The following is an 18,160-nucleotide window of genomic DNA, read 5'->3' as shown; positions in this document are numbered from 1 at the left end:
CCGCCCAGCGGCGAACTCCGTTCAGCAATGGGCGATCCGAGCCGGCGCGACGTGCGCGAGACCTACGACCGTATCGGCGGCCACTTCGCGAAGACCCGCGCACACGCGTGGCCGGCCGTCGAGCGGTTCGTCGATCGGAGCGACGGCGTCGCGCTCGGCCTCGATCTCGGCTGTGGAAACGCCCGCCACGCCGCGGTGCTCGCCGATCGTGCCGACCGAGTCGTCGGGATCGATGCGAGCCGGACGGTCGTTGAGGCGGCACGCGAACGCCGCGAGCGCGAGGGATTCTCCGTCGATCTCTGTCAGGGCGACGCGACTCGCCTGCCGATCGCGTCCGAGACCGTTGGATTGGCGGTGTACGTCGCCACGATCCATCACCTTCCGACCCACGAAGCGCGTATCGAGAGTCTCGACGAACTCGCGCGTGTTCTCGCTCCTGGCGGGCGTGCACTCGTGAGCGCGTGGAGCACGACACACGACCGGTTCGAAAGGAACGAGGCGTTCGACACGACGGTCGACTGGACACTGCCCGGCGGCGAGACTGTCCCCCGCTACTACCACATCTACGATCCGGCGGCGTTCGCGGACGACCTGCGCGAGAGCACGCTCGCCGTCGAGAGGGTCTTCGAGGAGCGGGGCAACTGCTATGGCGTGGTGCGTGCCGAAGGGAAACGAACTTAATCGGTGCGGCGATACGTCCCGTGAGCGCCAGTGGTCTAATGGTAGGACAAGGGCCTTCCAAGCCCTCGGTCGGGGTTCGATTCCCCGCTGGCGCATCCGAGCCAATCGGATCGGCGCTCGATTCTATCCTCGGGAATCGTGCTCTCTCGGCGCTACGATGGCTTTTTTGACCGATGGCGTTTGCGCTTGCATCAGCCATTCCATAATACTTATGCCCGCTGCTGGCACTCGTTTATTCGATTCGCTCGTTCAGCATGGATCCCAACACCGGATGGCGATATCGCGTCGCGAGCAGTTTCGGCGCAAGCGTTCTCGTCGTCTGTGTGATCGCCGTGGCGAACTATCCGTTCGTCCAGAGACTGGTGACGACGATCCCACTGCTTGATCGGCTCCCTGTGACGGTACTGTCCGGTGGGGCGCTGGTGGTGGCGATGGCGACGGCGCTGGCAGTGTTGGCCGCCGCGCTGTTGACGCTGTTCAAACCCCATCCGCGGCGCATTCTCGATACGATCTCGCTCACGCTTCGGCGGCTTTTCATGGGCGCGCTCGCGCTCGCGGCGATCGGCTACTTCGATTACACCTATCGACTCCCGCGGACGACGTTGGTGGCGACGACGCTGTTGCTTTCGGTCGCGCTGCCGGCGTGGTTCGTGGCCATCCGTCGCCGGCCGGAGCCGACCGCCGAGCGCGCGGTGTTGGTCGGCGACGACCCGGACGCGATGGGTGAACTGCTCGCGACGACCGACCTCCCGATCGTCGGCTACATCGCGCCGGCGATCCGCTACGACGCCGATCGGAACCGCCCGTCGATGGGCGTCGCCGATGGCGGACAAGCACTCGACGGGCGGCTCGACGAGATCGATCATCTGGGTGGTCTCTCGCGACTCGACGATCTGCTGATCGAGCACGACATCGATACGGCGGTGCTCGCCTTCGAGCGCTCGGATCGCGCGGCCTTTTTCGGTGCGCTCGCCACCTGCTACAACCACGGTGTCACCGCAAAGGTCCACCGCAAGCACGCCGATAGCGTGCTCACGAGCGGCACGGGCGTCGGCGATCTCATCGACACCGAGCTCGTCCCGTGGGACTGGCAGGACCGCGTCATCAAGCGCGGGTTCGACATCGCCTTCGCGCTCGCGGGACTGACGGCGCTCTCGCCGGTCATCATCGCCATCGCTGCCGCGATCAAACTCGACGATGGTGGGCCGCTCTTCTACGGCCAGGAACGAACCGCCGAGTTCGGCGAGACGTTTCGCGTCTACAAGTTCCGGAGCATGATCCCCGACGCGGAAGCGGCGACCGGCGCGAAACTCAGCGAGGAGGACGCGGGCGGCGTCGATCCACGCGTCACGCGCATCGGGCGACTGCTCCGGCGGACACATCTCGACGAGATCCCGCAGCTGTGGTCGATTTTCGCCGGCGACATGAGCGTCGTCGGCCCGCGTCCGGAACGTCCCGAGCTCGACGACGACATCGAGACGAACCTCATCGAGTGGCGTCGACGCTGGTTCGTGAAACCGGGACTGACGGGTCTCGCACAGATCAATGAGGTCACAGGTTACGATCCGGAACGAAAACTCCAGTACGACGTGAAATATATCAACGAACAGTCGTTTTGGTTCGATCTCCAGATCGTCGTCAGACAGGTCTGGCTCGTTCTGAGCGACCTCGCCGAGACCGTCAGTAGCCGTTGATCGGCTCCCGATCACGAATTTCGGCGAGGCCGTCAGCGGCCGTCTCGACCACCGGAACGTCATCATCGACTGAGAATATATACCAAACCCACATGATTGATGAGTCTTGATATACCGGAAACCCTTTTATAACGCCCTCGCAAAGGACGAACCAGGAAGTCGGCGAGGGAAACTATGACAGGAGATGAACTCATCTGGCGGATCGCGGGCGGTTCCGGGGACGGGATCGACTCGACGAGCCAGAACTTCACGAAGGCGCTGATGCGCACGGGGCTGGACGTATTCACACACAGACATTACCCATCGCGGATCCGTGGCGGCCACACGTATGTGGAAGTGCGGGCGGCCGATCACGCAGTGAAATCGCGCGGCGACGGCTACGATTTCCTGCTGGCGCTGGGCGACAGTTTCGCCCGGAATCCCCAGGACGGCGAGGCCTACTATGGGAATGAAGAGGTCAAACCGCTCACGGAGAACCTCGACGAGCTCCGTGAGGGTGGCGTGATCGTTTACGACGAGGGGCTGCTCGACACCGACGAGGTCGAGGACTTCGACGAGCGCGTCGAGGAAAACGACTGGCACGTCTACCCGCTCGATCTCCGAAGCCTCGCACGCGAGCACGGCCGTGAGATCATGCGCAACACGGCTGGCGTTGCAGCAACGGCCGCGTTGATCGACATGGACACGGGGATCTTCGAGGAGCTGATGGCCGACACGATGAGCGGCGAGATGCTCGAAACCAACGTGGAAGTGCTCGAAGAGGCCCACGCGGCGGTCAGCGAGATGGAGTTCACGCACGATCTCGAAGTGCCCACCGGAAGCCACGACGAAGAGCAAGTGCTTCTAAACGGGAGTCACGCGGTCGCATACGGCGCGATCGACGAGGGCTGTCGGTTCATCGCGGGTTATCCGATGACACCGTGGACGGACGTGTTCACGATCATGACCCAGCACTTGCCATCGATCGGGGGCATTTCCGAGCAGGTCGAAGACGAGATCGCGGCGGCGTCGCTGGCGATCGGTGCTTCCCACGCCGGCGTCAAAGCCATGAGTGGCTCGTCCGGTGGTGGGTTCGCACTGATGAGCGAACCGCTGGGACTGGCGGAGATGACCGAAACGCCGCTCGTGCTCGTGGAAGCGATGCGTGCGGGCCCCTCGACGGGGATGCCGACCAAACCCGAACAGGGCGATCTCGAGCACATCCTCTACACGAGTCAGGGCGACTCGAACAGAGTGGTCTTCGCACCCGGTACTGTTGCGGAGGCCTACGAGCAGTCCAGAGAAGCGTTCCGGGTGGCCTACGAGTACCAGATTCCGGTGGTGATCGTGATCGATCAGAAGCTTTCGGGTGAACTCGCAAGCGTGCCGGCGAGCCACTTCGATCGCGAGCCCAATCCGGATCTCGGCAGCGTCCTTTCCGAAGAGGAGATCCAAGAGGCACCCCATCACGCATCGGGGACGTTCAACCGGTTCCGCCACGACCCCGAAGACGGCGTGAGCCCGCGAAGCATTCCCGGCCAGAAGGATGGCCGATTCCTGGCGACGGGCAACGAGCACACCCCGCAGGGCCACATCGAGGAGAGTCCGGATAATCGCGTCGCGCAGGTCGACCGGCGCACGCGCAAACTCGAATCCATCCGCAGCGACTTGGACGAACAGGATCACTCGAACCAGACGTACTACGGGCCGGAGGACGCCGAGCATGGCATCATGGTCTGGGGGAGCCAGCAGGGTAGCGTCGAGGAGGCCGTCGACCGGCTGAACGAGCAGGGCGAGTCGGTGAAGATGCTCGGCGTGAGCGACATGATGCCCTACCCCAAAGCAGACGTCACAGAGTTCCTCGAATCGGTCGACGAGTGTCTCGTCGTCGAGATGAACATCACCGCCCAGTTCCGTGGGCTCACCCAGAAGGAGTTGGGGAGATTCGGCGAGAAGATGTCGAGCCTGCTGAAGTACAACGGTAACCCGTTCGAGCCGGCCGAAGTCGTCGAAGGGTTCGACATTCAGGTGAACGGCGGCGACGAGCCGCCGACGGCACAGACGCGGATCGAGCCGGCAGCAGGTGATTAAGACATGAGCAAATCATTCAGCGCGATCGGACAGGCGGAACAGGGCGAGGAGATCGACCGGGAGGCGTTCACGCCGGGCATCGAGCCCCAGGCGACCTGGTGTCCGGGCTGTGGCGACTTCAGCGTGCTGAAGGCGCTCAAGGGCGCGATGCCCGAAGTCGGGCGCACGCCCGACGAGACCCTGTTGGTGACGGGTATCGGCTGCTCGGGCAAGCTGAACAGCTACTTCGAGTCCTACGCGATGCACTCGATCCACGGGCGCTCGCTGCCGATCGCCCGTGCGGCGAAACTCGCGAACCCAGGATTAGAGGTGATCGCGGCGGGTGGCGACGGCGATGGTTACGGCATCGGCGGCAACCACTTCATGCACACCGCCCGCGAGAACCACGACATGACCTACATCGTGTTCAACAACGAGATCTTCGGGCTGACGAAGGGCCAGACCTCCCCGACGAGCCCGAAAGGTCACGAGTCGAAAACCCAGCCCCACGGGTCGGCGAAGGACCCGATCCGGCCGCTGTCGCTGGCGCTGACGTCGGGTGCGTCCTATGTCGCACGCACTGCAGCCGTCAATCCGCGACAGGCGACGGAGATCCTGACGGAGGCGATCGAACACGACGGGTTCGCCCACGTCGACTTCCTGACACAGTGTCCGACCTGGAACAAAGATGCGAAGCAGTACGTTCCGTACACGGACGTTCAGGACTCGGACGATTTCGACTTCGACGTGCACGACCGTCAGGAGGCCGCCGAGATGATGCACGAGACTGAGGACAAACTCTACGAGGGCGAAGTGCTGACGGGTCGGTTCTACATCGACGAGGACCGTCGCTCGTACGGTGAGGAGAAACGCTCGACGGGTGAGATGCCCGAGGAGCCGCTGGCCGAGCGCTACTTCGACGAGGAAGCCGACTGGGAGCGCAGTTACGACCTCCTCGACGCCCACAAGTAAGTCGCCGGCGCGTTTTCTGATTCGGAAGATCTTTTTTCATGGACACCAACTAGTCGACATGAGCGCGGACTCCACCGAGGACCGCATTCTCTCCGTCCTGGAGGAGGATGCGCAGGCCTCGTACGCCGACATCGCGAACCGAGCGGACGTCTCGAAGCCCACCGTTCGCAAGTACATCGACAAACTCGAACGCGACGGCGTTATCACGGGCTATTCGGCCGATATCGACCCGAAGAAGCTCTCCGGGCGCTCGATCGCGCTCGTCGGTATCGAGGTCGAGAGTGGCCGCTACGTCGAGACGACGCGCACTATCACGGAGCTCGACGAGATCGAGACGCTCTACAGCTCCAGCGGCGATCACATGCTGATGGCCGAGATCCGCGCGCCTGACGGCAACGCCGTCGGTAACGTCATCGCTGACGATATCCTCTCGATCGAGGGCGTCACCGCCGCCCATCCCTCCTTCCTGCAGGAACGACTCAAGTAGGAAGTAGGAGTACCGTTCTCCACAGGCGAGATGCACCCTCGCGTTGCTCGGTCGAACTCGCCGTTCACGATCCACTGTATTCGCCAGTTATCAACTGGATTTCGTTCGCGTGGATACTCTGTCGGCATAGTCTTGTATTCGCCTCACTGCACCGTATCGCCCCGCAGAAGCCCTCGCGCTCCCTGCGTTCCCGTGAGCCACAGGCGAACGGGCGCTCGGAGCGCGCGAAGCGTACTCCGGCGATTGCGCTCACCCTTCATCCACCAGGAGAGCATCGTCGTCCGAGAGAGCAAACCCCTTTCCCTGATGTCATCAGAACGTGGGTCTTCTGGCACACGTTGAGCGCTGTTCAAAACGACGAACGTCGCTTCGGGTCTTTCGGACCCGCTGAATCTGGGTCGTGACGCAGCCACAGACGGCAGGGCAACGACTGTAATCGACCACCTCCAGCAGCCATCGGCCGGCGGCGTTTTCACGTCACGAGTACGAAACGACGGCATGGACACGCTGCGCGGACTCCTTGCACGCGAGCGCCGGGGCGAGGGGATCGTCCTTAACGACGCCACCACCGACCGCGAGTACGACGCCCGCCGACTCCTCACGAACGCCTGGAAGACGGGCAACTTCCTGCACCACTGCGGTGTCCGAAGCGGTCACACGGTCGCCGTCGCCGGTCGGACTCCCGAAGCACTCCTCGGCTTTCTCGGTGCGGTGTCGCTCGGGGCCATCACCCGCTTCGAGCCGTCCACGACGACCGACGCGCGTGCGGTGATCGCGCCGACCGACGAGATCGACGGATTCGAACTGCCGCCCGGCGGCACGAAGATCGCCTACGGCGACCCTCCGGACGACGCCCACGTCGAATACTTCGAGCGCGACGTCTGGAGCGAGAATCCGACGCTCGTCCCGGCGACGATCGATCCCACCGATCCGGTTCTCGACACCGATGGAGCACGGGTTACGCACGCCGAGATGCTCACTGCCGCCGAGAGCGCGATCGAATCGGTGGCCATGCAGGAGAGCGAGACGATCGCCGTGCGCGCACCGCTCTCGCGACCCGGGACCGTCGCGGCCGGCATCGTCGCCCCACTGCTCGCCGATGCGATCATCACGCTCCCGAACGGCGATACCGTCGCCGATGTGGCGATCACGAGCGACGACGCACCCGAACCGCGATTGCTCGATCCGGCGGACTGCTTTTGAGTTCTCGACTCGTCGAATCGATTCGAAAGAAACATCCATGTGGCGTTCGCGCATCGGCCATGCCAGGAACGCGCATCGAGCAGGGTGAGCGGGTCACGCTGCGGACCGTCGAGCGCGAGGACAGCGAGTTCCTCCAGCGTGCACACGCAAACCCCGAGATCCGCTACCCGCTCGGCACCGTGACGCACATGAACGACAGCGAGATGGACGACTACTTCGAGGAGTTCATCGAGGACGAACACAACGTCGGTTTCGTCGTCTGTCTCGACGATGCAGGGCCGGACCACCCCGAGGAGGACGACACCGAACCGATCGGCGTCGTCACTGTCAGGCGCGTCGACTGGGATCGACCTAGCCTAGCCTACTGGCTCGTCCCTGACCATCATCAAAAGGGCTACGGCAAAGAGGCGGTCTCGCTCGTCGTCGAGTACGTCTTCCGGACGTTCGACGTCCACAGCCTCGGCGCGCACGCCTTCGATTTCAACGCGGCCTCGCGCGGGCTGCTCGAATCGCTCGGTTTCGTCGAGGAAGGTCGTGCGCGCGAGAATCGATTCATCGATGGCGAGTACCGCGATTCGTTTCAGTACGGACTGTTGCGCCGCGAGTGGCGCGAGCAGTGAGCTACGAGGTGGCTTCGGCCGTATCGCTGATCTTCATCCCCGAGAGTTTCTCGACGATTGCGTCGACCTTCCCGTCGAGCTCGTCGACGAACTCCTCGGTACGTTCGGTCGTGATCGCACCCTGGCTCGACGGCTCGATGAGCGATTCCTCTTCGAGAACGCGCAGCGAGTAGCGCACCTTGTGATGGGGGTAGCCCGTCTCGTTGGACATCTTCACGATGCCGATCGGTTCGCTCTCGATGACCATCCGCAGCACCTGCAGATGGCGTTCCAGCATATCGACCTCTTTCTCAAGTCGGTCTATCATGGCATTTGTTAACTCGTGCGTGAGGGGTTTAAACGTTACTCCTCAGCGTTCCGGTCGGAAAATTTCGTCACGGTGGCACGACACGGACCGATCGCTCTGTCGTCACCGGATTCGCTATCCCGGGTATCGGGGGCCATGTATCATATACTTTCTGGCCCTCGACACCGAATGACGATGAATACCATCGAGTGGTGTTCGACGTCACCGCCGTGGCTGCCGGCACATCGAAATCGGTTTACCCGGAAGGTCGGAACCGAAGGACATGACAGTCACCATCGTCGGCGCACAGCTCGGCGACGAGGGCAAGGGCGGAATGGCCGACCGCTGGAGCGAATCGGCCAGCGTGGTCTGTCGGTATCAGGGCGGCGACAACGCCGGCCACACCGTCGTCCACGACGGCGAGGAGTACAAGCTCTCGCTGGTACCGAGCGGTGCCATCCGCGGGACGACGAACGTACTCGGCAACGGCTGCGTCGTCAATCCCGAGACGCTGTTCGAGGAGCTCGACGCGCTACAGGAGCGTGGCGTCGATCCCGACGTCCGGGTCGCCCGCCGCGCGCACGTCATCTTCCCCTATCATCGCGTTCTCGACGGCATCGAGGAGGACGTCAAAAGCGAGAGCGACTTCGACGTCGCCACCACCGGTCGCGGCATCGGCCCGACCTACGAGGACAAGGCTGGCCGGCGCGGCATCCGGATCGGCGACCTGCTCGACACCGACGTGCTGCGCGAACGCCTCGAATACGTCGTCCCGCAGAAACGCGCACTCGCTGAGGAGGTTTTCGGCGTCGAGACGGGCGAGGCGTTCGACGTCGACACGCTCTACGACCAGTATTCGAGTTTCGGCGAGCGACTCGCCGAGGAGAACATGACCGTCGATGCTGGAACCTTCCTCGCCGATCGCATCGACGATGGCGAGGACGTGCTCTTCGAGGGCGCACAGGGGACGATCCTCGACATCGATCACGGCAACTACCCCTACGTGACCTCCTCGAACCCCACGGCCGGCGGGACCTGCACCGGCACGGGACTCGGACCGGGGATCGTCGGCGACGGCGAGATCGTCGGGATCGCCAAGGCCTACCTCTCGCGGGTCGGCACCGGCCCCCTCCCCACCGAACTCGGTGGCGTGGTCGGCCAGACACCCGACTACGACGAGGACACCGAGCGCGGCGACGAGGCACTCGCCACGGAACTCCGCGAGGCCGGCGGTGAATATGGTACTGTCACGGGTCGACCGCGACGCATCGGCTGGCTCGACATGCCGATGCTCCGCCATTCGACGCGCGCAAACGGGTTCACGGGACTCGTCGTCAACCATATCGACACGCTCGCCGGGCTCGACGAGGTGCGGGTCGGCCACGCCTACACGGTCGAGGATGAGGAGCGACTCACGCTACCGGCAACGACCGAACGATGGGCCGACTGCGAAGCGTCCTTCCGTCGCTTCGACGGCTGGGACGACGCCGACTGGGATGCGATCGCCGACGAGGGCTACGACGCGCTGCCGACAAACGCACGCGCGTATCTGGATTACATCAGCGAGGAACTCGACGTCCCGATCTACGCTGTCGGCGTCGGACCGGGCCGTGAGCAGACGGTCGTCCGCGAGGACCCGCTCGCGTAGACGACACCGCACAGTACCGCCTCCGCCGAAGCCCTCGGCGCGCTCCCTTCGGTCGCGGCACTCGCTTCGCTCGTGCCACGCGCCTCGCCCTTCATCCACCAGGAGAGCATGGCACCGCAGCCGCGGCCACGAGCCGCACCGCGGTGCGGCCACCCCGCAACCACCCCGCGCCACCCCGCGACCGCCGCTGGGCGAGCGCCACGCTTTTATCACCGCCGGTCGTCGTCTCGCGCATGAATTGGGGCGAGCGACGATGAAGGAGTCGCTGATGGAGATCGTGCGCTGTCCGATGGACAAGCAGGAGCTCGAACTCGAAGTCATCCAGCGAACCGACGACGAGGTGCTCGAAGGCCGACTCGTCTGTTCTGAGTGTGGCGAGGAGTATCCGATCGAGGAGGGGATTCCGAACCTGCTCCCACCGGACATGCGCGAGGACGCGCCGGCCTGAATATGGCTGAGTCGACCGCTTCGGGGACGCTCTCGGTCCATCTCAACCGTGCGGAGCTCCACGCCGTCGAGCTGCCGGCGACGTTCGCGAGTTCGGATTCGTTCGTCGTCGAGCTCGATAACCACGGCGAGGCGACCCACGTCCACCTCCGTCTCGACGACGCGCTCTCGGAGATCGCCTCGATCCCGACGAGTAACCACTACGTCCGTCCGGGCGCGACAGTGCGGGTTCCGATCCGCGTCCACGAGAGCGGCCCCGTCACGGGCTATCTCACCGTCGCCACCGCCTACGGCAGCCAGACTGAGGAGGTCGAGGTCGCGATCGAACCGGCCGCCGGAAAGCAGCGCGTCGAGATCGACGAATCGCTCATCGAACGCACCGACGACACCGTCGATGCCGGCCCGACGAGCTCCCCGACACGGTCGTCGGGCGGCGCGACACGATCGCGATCGACCGGGAGAACACGATCGAGCACCGGGGGCATGTCACGATCGAGCAATGCGGGCGGTCTCGACAGTTCGGGACTGCTCGGTGCCACGGCGGTGGTGATCCTGCTGGGGATCGCGCTGCTGTTCGTCGAGGGTGTCGCCATGTATATCGGTGCGGTCGCCGTTCTCGCCGGGCTCGTCGTCGCTGGCTATCTCCTGCTCTCCTGACTCAGCGCTTCTCGCGCAGACCCTCGAACTCGCCGTCGGCGAGTCGCTTCGCCCGGAGGTAGCGCGCCCGATATCGGTTCGCGCCATCGCCGACGTCGGCCTCGCGGATCTCGTCGACGCGTCCGTCGGCGACCGCATCGACCAGGTCCCCCAACTGCGAGCGCTCGCTGGGCGTCAGTTCGAGCTCGTAGGTGCGCGTCTCTTCGCCTTCGAGAACGGCGAACTGTCGGGCGGCGGCGACGACGAGCGAACACGGCTCCCGACAGGGGAACTCGCCGTCGCCACGGGGTGCGTCGAGAGGCGTCTCTTCGTCCTCGTCCCACTCGCGGCGTTTGAGGCACTGCGAGTCGACACAGCAGGCCTCGGCCAGGTTTTCGACGCTATCGACATCGAGGTCGTCGATCACGCCGTAGATCCCCGTCTGGCGCTCGGCGGTCTCCCGGAAGTGGCTGACGTCCAGCTCGCCGGTCCGCTCGCGATACCAGTTCGCGACCGTCGCCGGATAGAAGAACTCCACCGTGCGCACGAGATCGCGAGCGTCGAGATCGGCGAAGCGCCAGCCCGCTCGAAGGGTGGGTGCGGTCTTCAGCGGGCGATAGTCGCCGTCGTCGTCGAGCGTGCTGATCTCCCGTGCTTCGCGCGGGTCGTGGTAGCTGTCGAGCTCCGCGACGGCAGTGGCCGCGTCGGCCGTATGGCGGAGTTCGTAGCTGCGCTCGCCGTCGGTGCCGAGCGTCGCAGTGACGAGCAGTTGGCCCCACTCGCGCGTGAGACCGTCGACGAGCGTCTCGTAGCGTTCGCGCACGCCGAGTTCGCTCGCGTGTTCGACCCAGCGGAGGAACGCCTCGTTCGTCTCGCTCGTCGCGCGCCAGAAGTGCCAGTTCGAGACGAACCAGGGGTTCTCGGTCGCGAGCGCGTCGAACTCGTCCTCGTTCAGACCGTCATGGCTCACCTCCGGCGTCACGAAGGTATAGCCTGCGTCGTCCCGCGAGGCCGATAGCCCATCGCAGGCGACGCCGTCGGCGGCGGCCTCGCGGAGCGCCCGTAGTTGGGAGTCGTTCATCAATCACCGGCCGCCGGCGTGGCGGTCCGTTTGCGGACGATGTCGAGCGCCTCGTCGACGTCCGCACCGGCGTCGGCGGCGCGTTCGAGCAGCACGTCGGCCATGAGCGGTTCGGTCCCGACCGCGCCGGCGTACCAGATGCGGTGGCCCTCGACCTCGGTGGGGGTTTCGTAGCCCTCGCGGTAGTCGTCGGTCAGCCCCATGTCCTCGGGGATGTCCTCCTGGGTGTGGTAGCCATCGGCGACGAACAGCGGCACGACGACGACGTCCTCGCTCTCGAAGTAGTCGGTCACGTCGTCGACCTCGGGCTCCTCGTCCATGAATAGTGCACCGACCTCGTCGAACCGGTCCATCTCGCGGACGCGATCGGCGTGATATTCGATCGCCTTCGCCGAGTTCTCGTTGCGGTTCGTGCCGTGACCGACGACCGCGAGACCGAACCCCTCGCCCACATCCGGATTTTGGGTTACTGACTCGGCACGCTGGACGATGACGTCGGACATGGCGGGATGGGTGCCGACCGGACCGCAGTAGTGAATCGTTTTATCGACGTCGGCGGCCGTGAGAGTGGCCGTGTCGGCGTCCGTCCCGTCGGAATTCCACAGCGAGACGTCCCAGTCCTCCAGGCGGAGCTCGCGCGGGATGACTTCTTCAGTAAAATAGCCCTCGCTCACGAACAGCGGCACGACGTACACCTCCTCGCTCTCGACGGTCCGCAGCACCTCACGGAAGGAGGGTTCCTCCTTCCAGAACGCCTCGCGCACCTCGTCGAAGGCCCCCGCCGCGCGCACGGTGTCGGCGTGGGTGAAGGTCGGGTCGTGCGAGCCGGGGTTCAGGTGCGAGCCGTGGGCGACGATGACCAGTGCCGGCATACCGAAACCGACGGGTGCGACCGGTTTAGTGGCTTCGCCTCCTCGCTCTCGAGATGATCCACTCCGCCATAGAACCGACGAACAGGGCGGTTACGGTCGGCGCGCGGGAGTGCCGAAGGCACGACTCGCGCGAGGTCTGCACGAGCGCAGCGAGTGCAGGCTCGTCAGAGCTTCGCTCTGACGGTGGATGAGCGAGTGAGTGAAACGAACGAGCGAATCGGCTGGGGAGGGTGTGGGCAGTGGCGGTGCGGTTGCGGTCTCTCATTTGAGTTAGGATTTGCAGTTTCGACGCAGGCAGATCGTTCGTGATTTCGGTTCGCTGTTCTTTTCGTTGCCGGTCATTCATTCCGATGCATGACTCTCGCCGCCGACACCAGACGCGCGGTGCGTCGAAACCCATTCGTGTTCGAGGCGCTCCGGGCGGGCGTGCTCAACTACACCGCTGCCGCACGATTCCTCGACGTCGGCGATCTCGATCCAGTGGCCGCTGCGCTGCGGCGCTACGCCGAGGAGTTGCCCGATCACGAATCCGATTCGCACGACGCCCGCGTGACGATGCAGAGCGGTCTCGGTGCGGTGGATATGGCCGAAATGGAAAGCGGGACGAGCGACGAAAACGAGGCACTGCTTGCGGTCGGCGGCCGTGCGCTCGTGCCCGATTTGGGATCGCTGACGGGCGTGCTCGCCACCGGGGAAGTCGATGCCCGAGCGCTCGCGCACGTCCTGGATCGGCTGGCCGTCGAGAGAATCGACGTGACGGCCGCGGGCGTCGCCGGCGACGGACTTCTCGTCGTTGTGGGTCGGCGGGCGGGTCCCGACGCGGTGCGGGTCGTCGAAGAGGCGCTCGGGGGAGTTGTGACGACTCCGACGGATTGAAGCGCTGGCCCGCGTAGATGGGACGATGACGCTGCGCGTGGAGAACACCCTCACCGGCGAGCGCGAACCGTTCGAGCCACAGGACCCCGATTCCGTACTCTTGTACTACTGTGGCCTGACGGTCTCGGACCGCGCTCATCTCGGCCACGCGCGCACGTGGGTCCACGTCGACGTGATGCACCGCTGGCTCGAATTTCTGGGCTACGCGGTGCGCCACGTCGAGAATTTTACCGATGTGAACGAGAAGATCGTCGCCCGAGTAGGAGAGAACGACCTCGGCGACTCCGAGAACGCGGTCGCACGCGGGTTCGTCGAGAAGACGCTCGACGATATGCGCGCGCTCAATCTGAAGCGTGCGGAGGTCTACCCGCGCGTTTCCGAGCATATCCCCGAGATCATCGATCTCGTCGAGCGACTCGTCGAGGGCGGGCACGCCTACGAGTCGAACGGCTCCGTCTATTTCGACGTGGGGAGTTTCGAATCGTATGGCGAACTTTCGAATCAGCGCCTCGACGAAATCGAATCACAGGGCGAACCCGACGAGCGAAGCGAGAAACGCCATCCGGCCGACTTCGCGCTCTGGAAGGCCGGCGGCGTCTCGCCCGAGGCCGTCGCCGAGCATCGCCACGACGAGAGCGTCGAGCCGTCGTCCGGGCAAACCTGGGAATCGCCGTGGGGCGAGGGCCGACCGGGCTGGCATATCGAGTGCTCGGCGATGAGCATGGCCCATCTCGACAAGACCATCGACATCCACGTCGGCGGGCGCGACCTCGTCTTCCCCCACCACGAGAACGAGCGCGCACAGAGCGAGGCCGCGACGGGCGAGACGTTCAGCAACTACTGGCTCCACGCCGACCTCTTCGCGATGGACGACGAGAAGATGAGCTCGAGCCTCGGCAACTTCATCACTGTCGACGAGGCGCTCGCCGACTACGGCCTGAACGCGATCCGCACCTTCCTGCTGTCGGGCAGCTACAACAGCACGCAGACCTACAGTGAATCGGCGATCCAGGAAGCCGTCGAACGCGCCGAACGCCTCGAACGCACTCACGAACGGGCGGTCGCGGCGCTCGACGGGCCCGACGCACGGACGAAAGTCGAGGATGGGCGATTGCGCGATGCCGTCGACGACACGCGCGAGGCCTTCACGACCGCGATGAACGACGATTTCAACACCAGGGGCGCGCTCGCGGCGCTGCTCGAACTCGCGACGGTGATCAACTCCCGGCTCGACGCCGAGGACGAACACGACTATCGGGCGCTCAAGCGGGCGGTCGAGACGTTCGAGGAGTTCGGCGAAGGGGTACTCGGCCTGAGCTTTGCGGAGGGAGCAACGGGCGAGGTCGGCATCGCCGACGAGCTGGTCGAACTCCTGCTCGACGTGCGCGAGTCGGCCCGTGAGGCGGGCGACTACGAGCGCGCCGACGAGCTCCGGACCGAACTGGAGGCGCTCGGCGTCGAGATTCAGGACACCGACGACGGCCCGACCTACCGCCTGGGGGCGGGCGAATGAAATCCGGAGAGCATTTCCTGCTCAGCATCCCCGTCGTTGGGTGGGTTCTCACACGCACCGACGGGCGCTCGCCCCGTCGACTGGCAGCGCTCGCGGCGTATGGTCTGGGACTCGGCGTACTCATCGATCTCGATCACTTCGTGCTCGCCCGACTGCGCGTCGGCGACTGGCACCATCTCACCGACTGTCTCCGGGATCCGAAGCGCGTGTTCGTCGATCAAGAAAACCTCTTCGAGGGAACGGGCGAGATGGCCAGCCTCCGACTGCTGAGTCACGTCCTCATCGGCGGCGCGCTGATCGCGCTCGCGCGGCGGGTGAGCCGTCCGGCCGAGAGACTCACCGAATCCGTTTTCTTCGTACACGTGCTCGCGGACCTGCTGCGAGACAACGAGATCGTCTGAGCTACGTTTCGAGCACGTCGATACAGGCGATACCGTCGCCGTCTTCGAGCGCCATGATCGTCACGCCCATCGTGTTCCGGCCGACGGTCGAGATATCGCCGACGGGCGTGCGCATGATCTGTCCGGTGTCGCTCATCGCCACGAGATCGTCGTCGGCGGTCGCGCTCTCGATGGCGGTGACGCGACCGTTGCGCTCGTTCGTCTTGATGTCCTTCAGTCCCTTACCGTAGCGTGACTGGGTGCTGTACTCGCTCATCGGTGTGCGCTTGCCGTAGCCGTTCTCGGTGACGGTGAGGAGGTCGGCGTCGTCGGTGGCGGTGACGACCCCTGCGACCGCGTCGTCACCCTGGAGATCGACGCCGTTGACGCCGCGGGCGCTCCGCCCCATCTCTCGGGCCTCCTCCTTCGGGAAGCGGATCGCCATCCCCCGTTGGGTGCCGATCAGCAGGTCGCCGTCGTCATCGGTGACTGCGACGTCGACGAGTTCGTCGCCGTCCTCCAGTCGGGTGGCGATCAGCCCGCCCGAGTGGATGTTCTCGAACTCGCTCGCGCAGGTCCGCTTGACGTAGCCATCGCGCGTGACCATCGTGAGACACTCCTCGTCGGTGAGGTCGTCGGTCGCCACGACGGCGGTGATGGCTTCGCCGTCGTCGAGATCGACGAGGTTGATCGCGGATTTCCCGCGGGCGGTCCGGCCCATCTCGGGCACCTCGTAGACCTTGAGGCGGTAGACGTAGCCTTGGTTGGTGAACGTGAGGAGGTAGTCGTGAGTGTTCGCCCGGAACACCGCCGAGACGCGGTCGCCGTCCTTCAGTTTCGTGCCGATGATCCCCTTGCCGCCGCGACCCTGGGGATCGAACTGGCCGGCTGGCATCCGCTTGATGTAGTCGTTCTCGGTCATCACGACGACGACCTCCTCGTCGGGGATGAGGTCCTCGTGCGTGACGGTGCCGTAGTCCTCGACGATCCGCGTCCGGCGGTCGTCGGCGTACTCGTCCTGGACCGCGCGCAGTTCGTCGGTGATGACGCGATCGAGCTCGGCGTCGCTCGCGAGGATGGTTTCGAGGCGGTCGATCTCGCTCTCGACGTTCTCGTACTCGGTTTCGATCTCCTCGGCTTCGAGCGCCGTCAGGCTCCCCAACTGCATCCGGACGATGTGGTCGGCCTGTCGCTCGGAGAACTCGTAGACCTCCCTGAGAGCGCTCTTGGCCCCGTCGCGGTCGTCGGCCTCGCGGATCAGTTCGACGACGTCGTCGGCGTTTTCGAGCGCCGTCAGCCGCCCGGAGAGGATGTGGGCGCGCTCCTCGGCCTCGTCGAGGTCGTGCTGGGAACGTCGCCGAACGACCTCGCGGCGGTGCTTCAGGTAGTGGCTGATGAGTTCTTTCAGATCGAGCACCTGCGGTTCGCCGTCGACCAGCGCGAGATTGATGACGCCGAACGTCTTTTCGAGGCAGTGTTCGAGCAGCTGGTTCTCGACGACGTCCGTGAGTGCGCCGCGCTTGAGTTCGACGACGATGCGGATGCCGTCGCGGTCGGACTCGTCGCGGAGATCGCTCACGCCGTCGAGCGTCCCGTCGTTGACGAGCTCGGCGATGTGCTCGACGAGTTTGGCCTTGTTCTGCTGGTAGGGCAGTTCGGTGATAACGATGCGCTCACGATTGCCCATCTCCTCGATCTCGTAGCTCGCGCGCATCCGCACGCGACCGCGACCGGTGGTGTACGCCGAGTGGATCGCCTCGCGGCCGACGATCTCCGCTCCGGTGGGGAAATCCGGCCCCTTCACGTGCTCCATCAGATCCTCGACAGTGCAGTCGGGGTTCTCGATTAGGTGGATCGTCGCGTCGATTACCTCTCCCAGGTTGTGCGGCGGGACGTTCGTGCTCATCCCGACCGCGATGCCCGAGGAGCCGTTGACGAGCAGGTTCGGGAACGCCGACGGGAGGACGTCCGGCTCTTCGAGGCGGTCGTCGTAGTTCGGCGTGAAATCGACGGTGTCCTTCTCGATATCGGAGAGCAACTTCTCGGCGATGGAGCTCATCCGCGCCTCGGTGTAGCGCATCGCGGCTGGCGGATCGCCGTCGACGGAACCGAAGTTACCCTGCCCGTCGACCAGCGGCGCGCGCATCGAGAAGTCCTGGGCCAGCCTGGCGAGCGCGTCGTAGATCGCCGAATCGCCGTGCGGGTGGTAATCACCCATCGTATCGCCCACGACCGAGGAGGACTTCCGATGGCCCGATCCGCTGGTGACGCCCTCCTCGTGCATCGCGTAGAGGATGCGCCGGTGGACGGGTTTGAGACCGTCACGGACGTCGGGCAGCGCGCGCCCGGCGATGACGCTCATCGCGTAGTCGATATACGACTGTTCCATCTCGTCTTCGATGCGGACCGAATCGACGTTCGCGGCCGCGTTCGATCCTGGTTGGGGGATGTCTGAACTCATGTGGTGTAGCTATCGGTGATACTGAAACGGGGTTACAGCGCGGCTACCGCGCTGTGGCGGTGCGGCTGCGGTGTGGCCGTGTCGATGTGGTTGTGGGACTGTTCCTGGTGGATGAAGGGCGAGGCCCGCGTAGCGGGCCGAGGGCTTCTGGGGTGCTGTGCGGAGTAGTTGCGGCCGCACCAGCAACCGTATCGCGAGCGACCGCAGGGAGCGAGCGGGTGTTCTTGGCGTCGCTTTTTGTGAGTAGCGCGAGA

General features: G+C 64.8%; 17 protein-coding genes and 1 tRNA gene. 14 read left to right on the top strand and 4 right to left on the bottom strand.

The genetic code is table 11. The annotated features are described in order from the left end of the window. Positions 1 to 27: 27 nt before the first annotated feature. From C448_RS13625 to C448_RS13590, 8 genes are all read left to right on the top strand, one after another. Positions 28 to 681, top strand: a complete 654-nt coding sequence (locus C448_RS13625) for a class I SAM-dependent methyltransferase (protein WP_004055566.1) — start codon at positions 28 to 30, stop codon at positions 679 to 681. A gap of 24 nt (positions 682 to 705) precedes the next feature. Further along, positions 706 to 776: transfer RNA gene (locus tag C448_RS13620), tRNA-Gly, on the top strand. A gap of 159 nt (positions 777 to 935) precedes the next feature. Then, complete coding sequence (locus C448_RS13615; protein WP_004055565.1) at positions 936 to 2,375, top strand: sugar transferase; 1,440 nt, start codon at positions 936 to 938, stop codon at positions 2,373 to 2,375. A 174-nt stretch (positions 2,376 to 2,549) separates the two neighbouring features. Then, positions 2,550 to 4,445: a 2-oxoacid:acceptor oxidoreductase subunit alpha gene (locus tag C448_RS13610; RefSeq protein ID WP_004055564.1), complete on the top strand. Its 1,896-nt coding sequence runs from the start codon at positions 2,550 to 2,552 to the stop codon at positions 4,443 to 4,445. Positions 4,446 to 4,448: 3 nt separating this feature from the next. Beyond that, positions 4,449 to 5,396, top strand: a complete 948-nt coding sequence (locus C448_RS13605) for a thiamine pyrophosphate-dependent enzyme (RefSeq protein ID WP_004055563.1) — start codon at positions 4,449 to 4,451, stop codon at positions 5,394 to 5,396. Between the two features lie 58 nt (positions 5,397 to 5,454). Then, complete coding sequence (gene lrpA1 / locus C448_RS13600) at positions 5,455 to 5,883, top strand: HTH-type transcriptional regulator LrpA1 (RefSeq protein WP_004055562.1); 429 nt, start codon at positions 5,455 to 5,457, stop codon at positions 5,881 to 5,883. Between the two features lie 498 nt (positions 5,884 to 6,381). Next, complete coding sequence (locus C448_RS13595; protein WP_004055561.1) at positions 6,382 to 7,086, top strand: class I adenylate-forming enzyme family protein; 705 nt, start codon at positions 6,382 to 6,384, stop codon at positions 7,084 to 7,086. Positions 7,087 to 7,145: 59 nt separating this feature from the next. Continuing rightward, positions 7,146 to 7,706, top strand: coding sequence for a GNAT family N-acetyltransferase (locus tag C448_RS13590; RefSeq protein ID WP_004055560.1), 561 nt, complete (start codon positions 7,146 to 7,148; stop codon positions 7,704 to 7,706). Between the two features lies 1 nt (position 7,707). Here the strand turns inward: C448_RS13590 and C448_RS13585 are convergent, their stop codons facing one another. After that, complete coding sequence (locus C448_RS13585; protein ID WP_004055559.1) at positions 7,708 to 8,013, bottom strand: hypothetical protein; 306 nt, start codon at positions 8,011 to 8,013, stop codon at positions 7,708 to 7,710. Between the two features lie 262 nt (positions 8,014 to 8,275). On the opposite strand from C448_RS13585, the gene C448_RS13580 reads away from it, so the two are divergent. From C448_RS13580 to C448_RS13570, 3 genes are all read left to right on the top strand, one after another. Then, positions 8,276 to 9,640, top strand: coding sequence for an adenylosuccinate synthase (locus tag C448_RS13580; RefSeq protein ID WP_004055558.1), 1,365 nt, complete (start codon positions 8,276 to 8,278; stop codon positions 9,638 to 9,640). A 253-nt stretch (positions 9,641 to 9,893) separates the two neighbouring features. Continuing rightward, the gene (locus tag C448_RS13575) at positions 9,894 to 10,088 is read left to right on the top strand and encodes a methytransferase partner Trm112 (protein WP_004055557.1); all 195 of its coding nucleotides are present in this window, start codon (positions 9,894 to 9,896) and stop codon (positions 10,086 to 10,088) included. Between the two features lie 2 nt (positions 10,089 to 10,090). Next, entirely contained in the window at positions 10,091 to 10,744 is a 654-nt protein-coding gene (locus tag C448_RS13570) for a DUF7524 family protein (RefSeq protein ID WP_004055556.1), read from the top strand. 1 nt (position 10,745) lies between these two features. On the opposite strand, the gene C448_RS13565 is transcribed toward C448_RS13570, so the two are convergent. Both C448_RS13565 and C448_RS13560 read right to left on the bottom strand, forming a co-directional pair. Next, complete coding sequence (locus C448_RS13565; protein ID WP_004055555.1) at positions 10,746 to 11,804, bottom strand: DR2241 family protein; 1,059 nt, start codon at positions 11,802 to 11,804, stop codon at positions 10,746 to 10,748. Continuing rightward, positions 11,804 to 12,676: a CbiX/SirB N-terminal domain-containing protein gene (locus C448_RS13560; protein WP_004055554.1), complete on the bottom strand. Its 873-nt coding sequence runs from the start codon at positions 12,674 to 12,676 to the stop codon at positions 11,804 to 11,806. The genes C448_RS13565 and C448_RS13560 overlap by 1 nt, the downstream gene beginning before the upstream one ends. A 354-nt stretch (positions 12,677 to 13,030) precedes the next feature. Between C448_RS13560 and C448_RS13555 the strand changes: the two genes are divergently transcribed. Genes C448_RS13555 through C448_RS13545 form a run of 3 tightly spaced genes read left to right on the top strand, consistent with a single transcriptional unit; the run spans position 13,031 to position 15,466 of the window. Next, positions 13,031 to 13,552, top strand: coding sequence for a DUF7523 family protein (locus tag C448_RS13555; RefSeq protein ID WP_004055553.1), 522 nt, complete (start codon positions 13,031 to 13,033; stop codon positions 13,550 to 13,552). Positions 13,553 to 13,577: 25 nt separating this feature from the next. Continuing rightward, complete coding sequence (gene cysS / locus C448_RS13550) at positions 13,578 to 15,065, top strand: cysteine--tRNA ligase (protein WP_004055552.1); 1,488 nt, start codon at positions 13,578 to 13,580, stop codon at positions 15,063 to 15,065. Beyond that, entirely contained in the window at positions 15,062 to 15,466 is a 405-nt protein-coding gene (locus C448_RS13545; protein ID WP_004055551.1) for a hypothetical protein, read from the top strand. Before cysS ends, C448_RS13545 begins: the two co-directional genes overlap by 4 nt. Before the next feature lies 1 nt (position 15,467). Here C448_RS13545 and gyrA read toward each other — a convergent pair whose 3' ends face one another. Beyond that, entirely contained in the window at positions 15,468 to 17,906 is a 2,439-nt protein-coding gene (gene gyrA / locus C448_RS13540; protein ID WP_004055550.1) for a DNA gyrase subunit A, read from the bottom strand. Positions 17,907 to 18,160: the final 254 nt, after the last annotated feature.

Source organism: Halococcus morrhuae DSM 1307, from assembly GCF_000336695.1.
In the GTDB taxonomy this organism is placed as follows: Archaea; Halobacteriota; Halobacteria; order Halobacteriales; family Halococcaceae; genus Halococcus; species Halococcus morrhuae.
Note: the sequence above shows the minus strand (reverse complement) of the source record. Positions and strands in the feature narration are given on the sequence as shown.